The organism is Winogradskyella poriferorum (genome assembly GCF_050618035.1).
GTDB classification, from domain to species: domain Bacteria; phylum Bacteroidota; class Bacteroidia; order Flavobacteriales; family Flavobacteriaceae; genus Winogradskyella; species Winogradskyella poriferorum_A.
On the sequence record NZ_JBODPY010000240.1, the window covers coordinates 1 to 220 of the forward strand.

General features: G+C 35.5%; 1 protein-coding gene. It reads right to left on the reverse strand.

Features of this window, described 5'->3' with window-relative positions; genetic code table 11:
* On the reverse strand, positions 1-133 hold a 133-nt coding region (locus ACRHOC_RS15625), incomplete at its 3' end, for an RNA polymerase sigma factor (protein ID WP_431159494.1).
* Between the last annotated feature and the right edge of the window lie 87 nt (positions 134-220).

A 220-nucleotide genomic window follows, 5' to 3' on the forward strand; every position in this document is an offset into this window, starting at 1 on the left:
ACAGCCAACTAAATAAGTTAGCCTTACTTGGGTCATACTTACTTGCATTTTTCCAAACCTTTACAAAGGTTCCTTGCAAGGCATCTTCCGCAATTTCTTCGTTAATTGTAATTTTTAAAATGACACCATACAGACTACTTGATTAATGCTCATACAGTAAATTCAAAGCACGTTGCTCTTGCTTTTGAAGTAATTGGATGATCATTTTCTCTGTAGGCGT